Source organism: Aquabacterium sp., assembly GCF_004297345.1.
Taxonomy (GTDB): Bacteria; Pseudomonadota; Gammaproteobacteria; order Burkholderiales; family Burkholderiaceae_C; genus Aquabacterium.
The window spans coordinates 1-8,524 of sequence record NZ_SCTN01000535.1 but is presented as its reverse complement, the minus strand read 5'-3'; the positions used below and the strand labels follow the sequence as shown (position 1 = coordinate 8,524).

Below are 8,524 nucleotides of genomic sequence, written 5' to 3'. Positions count from 1 at the left end.
TTGCCCGGTGGCCGTGCGATCAAGCGCTTGTATTACGGCAGCGGGCACCTGCACCAAGTCTGCTTGCAGGATCAGGTCGTGTCCGACCTTGAGCGTGATGCCCTGCATCGCGAGATCTCTCGAACGCAAGGTCGTCTGGTCAGCACCCGCCAGCTTGATCCCATGAACAGATTGCGTGGCTTGCAGGCTCGCCATCGGCCGCCTGACGGTGCGGGGGCTGTGGCAGGGGCTGTGGCATTTGAGCGGCGCTATGACTACGATGCAGGCGGCCGCCCGGCGCGAACCACGAGTGTCGATCGTGTCATCACGCACGCGCATGATCTGCTGGATCGGTTGGTGCTAAGCGGTTCCGAGACTTATCGGTATGACCCCGCTCACAACATGCAGGCGGGCGGCGCTGGCCCTGCGCCGGCTTGGCGACACAACCGCGTGGCGGAGCAAGGCGACACCGAGTTTGTGTATGACGTGCATGGCCGTGTCATTGAAAAGCGCACTGGTCAGCATGCCTCGCTCAGCCTGATCTGGGATGACGAGCACAAGCTGATCCGCTCCGTACGCCGGGATCAGCACGGGGTGTGCGAGACCAACTACCTCTATGACCCTTTTGGGCGCCGCATCGCCAAACAAGGGCCGGCGGGCACGGTTTGTTATCTGTGGGATGAAGACCGGCTGCTGCTGGAGGAGCGCCAGTCACATCGTCAGATCTATTTGTACGAGCCCGACAACCATGTGCCCATGGCGCAGGCCATCGAAGACCTGACGCATGCCGATCAACCCTGCCGTTTGCAGTACTACCACTGCGATCAGGTCGGCTTGCCGCAAGCGCTGACCGATGAAGAGGGGCAGACGATCTGGTCCGGGCGTTACACCGCATGGGGTCAACTGACTGGCAGCGAGGGTGATGCGCCCCAACACCTGCGCCACCAAGGCCAGCAGTGGGACGAAGAAACGGGCTTGCACTACAACTTCCAGCGCTATTACGACCCTGAAGCCGGACGCTTTCTGAGCAAGGATCCGGTGGGTTTGTTCGGCGGGCTCAATGAATACCGGTATGTACCCAGCCCCCTGTTCTGGATTGACCCGACAGGGCTCACGGGTACCTACATCATGTCTGGTGGCGGCAAGCGCAACTACATCGGCAAGGGCCCCAAGGGGCGCTCAGCAACGTCCAAGCGTGCGCGCCTGAAGGGCTGCCCCAAGACCGTTTTGATCCACAAGGATTACAAGGACAACGAGATGGGCTTCATGGTGGAGCACCTGCTGATGGAGCACTACGGCGCGCGGGCCTCTCCCAACTGGGCCAACAGCCCCAAGCTCAACTCACCGGGCAAGAAAAAGTTCGAGGCGGCCACGCCCAAGCGCAAGGCGGAGGCCAGGCGTAAAGCGAAGGCTCTGCGTGACGAGTTCGAAAAGCAAAAGACCGCGTGCGGTTTGTGATGTGCGCGTGCAGTAAGGTGACGCCCCAGGTGTTCAAGTTCAGGAAACAGGCATGAAGAAATTCGAAAACCGTCCCGAGACGGGCTACTTTGTGATTGACCCCGCTCACCTGGCAGCGGGCCTGGCAGCCGCCGCGACCAAGAAGCTCACGGCCATCCGTGTATCGCCGCTCGACTCGCGCAGCAAGAACCTGTCCTTTGATCCATCTGCCCTCATCGGCCAGACCTGGATTCGCAAGTTGGTGCTGGACGAGGGACTGACGCCGGATCCGGCCGCACTGGTATCCATCCAGGCGCTCGCGGACTTGCAGGAACTGAGCATGCCTCAGTGGATCAGGCTCGATTTCTCTGCCTTTACCAGGCTGGAGACGCTGGTGCTCAGCAAGGGTGATGCGCTGGACGGGCTGGACAAGATCACCTCTCTCAAGATGCTCTACCTCATCGATTGGCAGACCGAGGCCTTGCCCAAGGAGCTCGCCGGCATCAGCGCGTCCGAGGTGCGCATCAGCGCGTCCAGGAAGCTCTGTCAGATCGACAAGCTGTTCAAGTGTGAAGCCCTGCGTGACCTGACGCTACAGGATCTGCCCAAGCTGGAGGTGCCTGCCAAGGCACTCAAGCTCAACACACTGGAGCGCCTGAACGTCGAGAAGATTGGCTGGAAGGACTTTGCCTTCCTGTCCAGCAAGTCTCTGCTGGACCTGGAACTGTTCACGACGTTCGAATCCCTGGGCTTCATCAAGCAGTTGCCGGCGCTCAAGCGGCTCTACATCTGGGAATGTGTGGATGGCGATATGAACCCCGTGCTGGCTCACGCGGCACTTGAAGAGTTCTATGTCGACAAGAACCGCAAGCATTACACCCACAAGGAAAGCCAACTGCAGTCGGCCCTGCAGGCGCGGTCTTAAGGCGAGGTCAGCACGAGGTGAGCGAGCACATGAGCACAGTCAGCCCCCGCCCCGTTGTGGCGGTGTTGCAGCAGCATGCCGAAGAGGTGGCTGTGTTGCGGCACATCCGGGCGGTGTTGCTGCGCGCCCCGCATGTGCAACTGCATCGTTTACGCAGGCTTGATGACCGCATCGCAGCGCACCTCGATGGCCTGCATGAGGCCGGTGTGGCCGGTCTGGCCTGTTTGCGTCAGGAACTGGCCGAGCCATCGGCGGGCGTCATGTTTGCCTTGTCCGTGCTGGCTTTGCAGACCCGAGACGCGACAACCTTGACGCAACTGGTCACGTTGGCGGCCACCTTGCCGCAGGCCGAGCGGGGCTTCTTGTCCGCCTTGGGCTGGGTGTCGGCCGAGGATTTGCAAGGTACCGTGCGTGCCTTGCTGGGCAGCAAGGTGCCGCGCCATCGGGCCTGGGCCTTGTCGGCGTGCGCCATGCACCGGGTTGATCCCGGTACGGTCTTGCAGCAGGCCACGCAGGATGCAGATGCCTTCGTGCGTGCCAGTGCCTGGCGGGTGGCGGGACAATTGGGTCGCCTGGATCTGGCTGAAGGGGCGCGGCAGGCCTTGGTGTCTTCGCAAGGGGACGCACAACGGGCTGCAGCCTGGGCACTGACGCTGTGGGGTCAGGGGCAAAGTGACTTGGTTCGACAGGCACTGCTGGCTTTGCAAGACGGCCAGGCTTTGCCACCGCAAGCGGCGCATCGCCTGGCCATCATGGCCGCGCCACTGGATTGGGGCCGGGAGCAGGTGAGGGCACTGGCGGCACAGGCAGAAGCCAGCCCCTTGCACAAACGCCGGATGATGCGCATGGTGGCCTGGGTCGGGGATGTGCAAGTGCTGCCCTGGTTGATTCACCACATGGCCGATGAAAAATGGGCCAGGCTGGCAGGCGAGGCATTCAGTCTGATCTGTGGTCTGGACTTGAGTGCGGCAGAGCTGGAGCGTGCTCAGGACGATACGCCTGTCGCATCAGCAGGCCCAAGCGACGAGCCTGACAACGATGAAGTTGGCCTGGATGAGGACGACAGCCTGCCTTGGCCCGACCCGTTACGTGTTCAGGCCTGGTGGCAGGCGCATGGCGGTCGTTTTGTTCAAGGCCAGCGCTACTTCATGGGTGAGCCGCCTCATCTGGCGCATGCCTTGACTGTGTTGAGTCAGGGCGCTCAGCGCCAGCGCATCATGGCTGCCGAGTACCTGTGTCTGTTGCAGCCGGGCAGCAAATTGTTCCCGGTGGCGGCACCGGCCTGGCGGCAGCGTCGCTGGTTGAGCGACGTGTCGGGAGCCGCATGATGCACATCGATCCTTTGACGGTTCTGGCTGTGGTCGGCGTTGTGCTGTTGGCACTGGCTGTGATGGACATCGTCAAACACAAGCGCATCACGCCTGCCGCGAAGGGTCGCTTGACGACCGCTTTGATCTTTGCTGCCGTGCTGATCTGGCACGCGTGGCAAGCGCATCCTTGAGCTCGCTCAGTTTTGCGCGTTTGCGCGCATGACTTTCGTTGATTGACCAAGGTCAGCTGCGCGGACACCATTCGGATCATCGCCCCATCGCATCTCTATAACAGGGGCAGTCTGGAGTCTTCATGCACTTGCTCATCCGCGCCGTCAGCCTTGCTGGGCAGCCCTTGACGCAGGCGATTTCCGCGTATTTCGACGAGCGTGGCGGCACCATCGGCCGGTCCGATACCAACACGCTGGCCCTGCCCGATCCTGAGCGCCGCATCTCGCGCCTGCAGGCTGAAGTCAGCCGCAGCCCCGATGGTTGGCGACTGCTCAACGTGGGCAATGCCAATCCGATCTGGCATAACAACAAGGCCATTCCGCCAGGGGAAGGCGCCTTGCTGGATGAAAACGACGAACTGCAGATCGGGACCTATGCCCTGCACGTCACTTATTCGAATAACGATGCCACGGCGCGCACGATCACCAAGGGGCGCGCTGCAGTGGACTCGCGCACGGTCATCGTGGGCTCGGGTCAGGAGCCCCGCACGGATTCCAGCTTGATGCACGCTGCGGAGCGGTCTGCGATCCAGACGCCGTCCATGGCTGCACCGGTGAGTGCGCCTGTGGCGTCTGCCGCTGCACCTGCATCGCCATTTGCAGATCTGTTGGGCGGCTTCGGCAGTGGATCGTCACCCGCCTTTGCGCAGCCTGCGGCGCCCTCGTCGGCATCGCCTTTCGCGGATTTGCTGGGTACACCAGGGCCGGCCAGCCATCCCTTTGCTTCGCCGACGCCACCGGCGCAAGCCCCTGCCGCACCTGTCTCGAATCGTCTGCCCGATGATTTCGATCCTTTTGCCGACTTCCAGGCCGCACCTTCGCCCACCGGGCGCCCGGCCGTGCCCTCCTCTGGCAGTTGGGATCTGCCCAAGTCGCCCACGCCAGCGGCCAGTGCCCATCCCTTCGATCTGAACCCTGGTGCGCCAGCCTTGCCGGGGGATCTGGACTTGATGGGCGCGGTGGCGCCGGCGGGGGCCAATTCAATCGATCAGCTCTTTGGTCTGGGCGGGGGCACATCGTCCGATCCGCTGGCCAGCTTCCTGAAGAAAACCGAACCGGCCGCACCGGCCGAGGCTGCCGCTGGCATGCCCAGCAACGTCGATCCGCTGGCATTGATCACGCCGCGAGCGGATGTGCTGGTTGCGCCTTCATCGCGTGATGCGCAACCCACTGGCGCCACCTTGCCAGATGACGTGCCAGAGTTGCAGGCGGCCATGGTCTTGCCGCCGGTGGCTGAAGCCAAGGCAGAGCCTGTTGCCGCCCCGCGCGAGCACATGTCGGCCAGTTTTTCGTTCATGCCGTCGCCTGCTGCCGCGCCTGCCGATCCCGCGCCAGGTCTGGAGGCCGTCTCTGACACGGCGTCACCCTTTGCCGATCTGGGCCTGGGTGCTTCTGCCAGATCCTCCTTGCTGGATGACCTGGATCTGTCGCCGCAAACGGTGCCCAGTGTGCGTGTTCCTCGTCCCGCAGAGCCTGCCAGCCCGGCCTTGCCAGCGGACGATTTGCTGGGTCTGGACCTGAGCTTGCCCGTCGGCCATGAGCCGCTGCAGGCCCCACTGGAAACCCAGTTGCCCATACCGCAAACGGCTGTGCCGCACGTGGCCGTACAGCAGCCCGCATCGGTGCCGGACGATGAGGCCCCCACCAATGTGCCGCTGGCATCTGCGGCGGCGCCTCAGGCCGCGCCCACAGCATCGGCAGCCGTGGCCCCGTTGGGTTCGGCGCCCGCTGCTGACACGCAAGCCTTGTGGGCGGCGTTCTGCGAAGGCGCCGGTATCCGCTTCACGCCACCGCAGGGCCTCAATCCGAATCTGATGCGCGTCATCGGCCAGTTGCTGCACCACACGGTGGATGGCAGCCTCAAGCTGGTGGCGGCTCGCGCTGCGACCAAGCAGGAGATGCGTGCCGAAGTCACCGTGATCCAGGCGCGTCGCAACAACCCGCTGAAGTTCTCGCCCGATACGCAATCGGCCATGGAGCAACTGCTGCAGCCGCCGATGCGTGGCTTCATGACGGGCCCTGAAGCCGTGGCCGATGCCATGGACGATCTGCTGGGCCACACCATCGGCACGATGGTGGGCATGCGTGCCGCGCTGGAAGGCGTGCTGGCTCGCTTCGAGCCCGAGCAGCTTGAAACCAAGCTGGTGGGCCGCAGCATGCTCGACAGCCTGCTGCCGATGAACCGCCGCGCCAAGCTCTGGGAGCTGTATCTGCAGCACTACGAGGCGGTCAAAACCGAAGCGCAGGATGATTTCCACAACCTGTTCGGCCGGGCCTTCCTGCAGGCCTACGAAGAACAGCTTGACCGACTGGATGCCGAGCGGCGCCAGTCCGGTCGCCACCCCGCTGCCTCCACCAGCCCCTCTGCATGATGCACATTGAAGTAGCGAGCCGCAGCGAAGTCGGCCAGCGTTCGCACAACGAAGACGACCTGCGCCACGGCACCTCCGGTGCCCAGGTCTATGCCATCGTCTCGGACGGGGCCGGGGGGCACAGCAACGGCGCCATGGCCTCTGACATCGTGGTGCGCACGGCCACCGTGCTGCTGCAGCGCGCCACGGTGTTCAACCCTGCTGTGCTGGAAGCCGCCATCGAAGAGGCCAACGAGGTGCTCAATACAGGCCAGCACGGCCTCACCAGCCAGCAGCGCATGCATGCCACTGTGGTGGCCTTGTGGATGGATGCCGAGGTGGGCCAGGCCTTGTGGGCGCACGTGGGCGATTCGCGCCTGTACCGAGTCCGCCAGGGGCGCGCCGAGCAGCTCACGGTCGACGACAGTGTGGTGCAGCACATGGTCAACGCCGGCTACATCAAGCCTGAGGAGGCCAAACACCATCCGCGCAAGAACCAGTTGCTGGCGGCGATGGGCAGTGAAGAAACGCCCAATGTGCACGTGACCAGGCAGCCCGAGCAGATTCTGGACGGCGATGTCTTCCTGCTGTGCTCGGACGGCTGGTGGGATCAACTGGAGCTGGAAGACCTGGAGCGCACGCTGTTTCGGGCCGCTACACCGCAACAGTGGCTCGACGAGATGGCGGCCATCGTGGCGCAATGCCGTATTCCCAATCAGGACAACTACACTGCGGTGGCTGTCTGGGCGGGTAACCCTGCCGAGATCACCCGCATCGGGGCTTGAGCGCCCAGGCGCATGACCCTGGTGACAAAAGTCGCTTTTCTTCCCCGAGTGGTCGCTCTACAGTGCGACCGTCAACCTGATTCTCAAGGACCTGTCATGAACACGTCTTCCGCTTCTCTCCTGGCCCGTTCACTGCTGGCTGCCGCTGTGGCTGCTGGTTTGGCCCTGATTCACGTTCAGTCCCATGCCGAAGGCCCCGCACCGACCACCGTGCTCAAGGGCAAGGCCGTGACCGAGAACAACCTGATCGATGCACTTACGCCTGAAGAGCCCGTGGTCACCCGCAGCCTGCGCGTGCAGCGCGACACCCCGGGTCAACAAGCCGCCCGCAAGCCCAGCGCCTCGCTGCTTATCACTTTCGAGACCAATTCTGCTGACCTGACGCCTCAGGCCAAGAAGCAGCTCGATGTGGTGGCCGCTGCGCTGCGCAACAACAAGCTGGCCGAATACGGTTTCAACGTGGAAGGCCACGCTGACCCACGTGGTATGCACGATGCCAATTTGAGCCTGTCGCAGCAACGAGCCGAGAGCGTGCGCAACTACCTGATCGTCGCGCACTCGATCGATGCCAAGCGCCTGAAGGCCGTGGGCAAGGGCGACAGCGAAGTCCTCAATGCGAAAGATCCCGCAGCCGTCGAAAACCGCCGCGTCACCATCGTGACGGATGTGACCAAGGACTGATCCGTATCGGTGTAGCCGCCGTGTCAGGCGTGAGGCGGCACCATGCCGTTCTGGTGATGGGGGGCGGCCCGGCGGGTGCGTCGGCCGCGCACACGCTCGCGAGTCTGGGTGTGGATGTCGGCCTGATCGACAAGGCGGTCTTTCCGCGGGCCAAGTTGTGCGGTGGCTTGCTCTCGATGCGCAGCCGCAAGCAATTTACGCGCATCTTTGGCGATGCAGCCTGGGATCAGGCTCACGAATACGCATGCGCCGGCATCCGTTTGTTCCATCGAAATCGCTGTCTGAGCGAGGTCGATGGTTACACGCCGCTGTATTTCACCCATCGCGCCCAATTTGACGATTACCTGTTGAACCTGGCCAAGGCGCGAGGTTGTGCCATGTATCTGGGCGACGGGGTGGCCTCCCTCGATCTGGCGAAACGTCTGTGCACGCTGCAATCGGGCGCGCAATTCAGCTTCGACTATCTGATTGGCGCCGATGGGGTCAACAGCCTGGTCGCCAGGACGCTGTTCGGCGCCGCTTATGACCGCAGCAAAATTGCCTTTGCCCTGGAGATGGACGTGGACCGTGCGCTGCTGACTCGCGCGGTTGACCGGCCCGAGATCTATTTCGGGATCGTGAACTGGGGCTATGGCTGGGTGTTTCCCAAGCGTGACACGGTGACGGTCGGCGTAGGCGGCATCCAGGCCCGCAATCCCAATATGAAGCGCGATTTCGAGGCCTTCCTGCTCAGCCTGTTTGGCACCATGCCGCCAGGCAAGGTCAAGGGGCACCACCTGCCATTTGGTGATTACAAGCGCGAGCCAGGGCGTGACCGCGTTTTGCT

Annotated in this window: 8 protein-coding genes; all 8 read left to right on the top strand. The window is 63.2% G+C overall.

All coding sequences use genetic code 11. The features are described 5' to 3' along the window. Positions 1 to 1,437 (top strand): RHS repeat-associated core domain-containing protein (locus EPO09_RS20775; protein WP_290646261.1); only part of this gene is annotated, 1,437 nt, incomplete at its 5' end. A gap of 52 nt (positions 1,438 to 1,489) precedes the next feature. Beyond that, positions 1,490 to 2,341 carry a hypothetical protein gene (locus EPO09_RS20770; protein WP_290646259.1) on the top strand — a complete coding sequence of 284 codons (852 nt, stop codon included), beginning with the start codon at positions 1,490 to 1,492 and terminating at the stop codon, positions 2,339 to 2,341. Between the two features lie 29 nt (positions 2,342 to 2,370). Next, positions 2,371 to 3,669 carry a TIGR02270 family protein gene (locus EPO09_RS20765; protein WP_290646257.1) on the top strand — a complete coding sequence of 433 codons (1,299 nt, stop codon included), beginning with the start codon at positions 2,371 to 2,373 and terminating at the stop codon, positions 3,667 to 3,669. After that, on the top strand, positions 3,666 to 3,842 hold the full coding sequence (locus EPO09_RS20760) for a hypothetical protein (RefSeq protein ID WP_290646255.1): 177 nt from the start codon (positions 3,666 to 3,668) through the stop codon (positions 3,840 to 3,842). Before EPO09_RS20765 ends, EPO09_RS20760 begins: the two co-directional genes overlap by 4 nt. 122 nt (positions 3,843 to 3,964) lie before the next feature. Further along, positions 3,965 to 6,253 (top strand): type VI secretion system-associated FHA domain protein TagH, encoded by a 2,289-nt coding sequence (gene tagH, locus EPO09_RS20755; RefSeq protein ID WP_290646253.1) that lies wholly within the window; start codon positions 3,965 to 3,967, stop codon positions 6,251 to 6,253. Next, a complete protein-coding gene (locus EPO09_RS20750) occupies positions 6,250 to 7,017 on the top strand; it encodes a protein phosphatase 2C domain-containing protein (protein WP_290646251.1) in 768 nt (255 codons plus the stop codon). Before tagH ends, EPO09_RS20750 begins: the two co-directional genes overlap by 4 nt. Positions 7,018 to 7,113: 96 nt before the next feature. Then, positions 7,114 to 7,698: an OmpA family protein gene (locus EPO09_RS20745; RefSeq protein ID WP_290646249.1), complete on the top strand. Its 585-nt coding sequence runs from the start codon at positions 7,114 to 7,116 to the stop codon at positions 7,696 to 7,698. Between the two features lie 20 nt (positions 7,699 to 7,718). Beyond that, the coding region (locus EPO09_RS20740) for an FAD-dependent monooxygenase (protein WP_290646247.1) at positions 7,719 to 8,524 on the top strand (806 nt) is incomplete at its 3' end.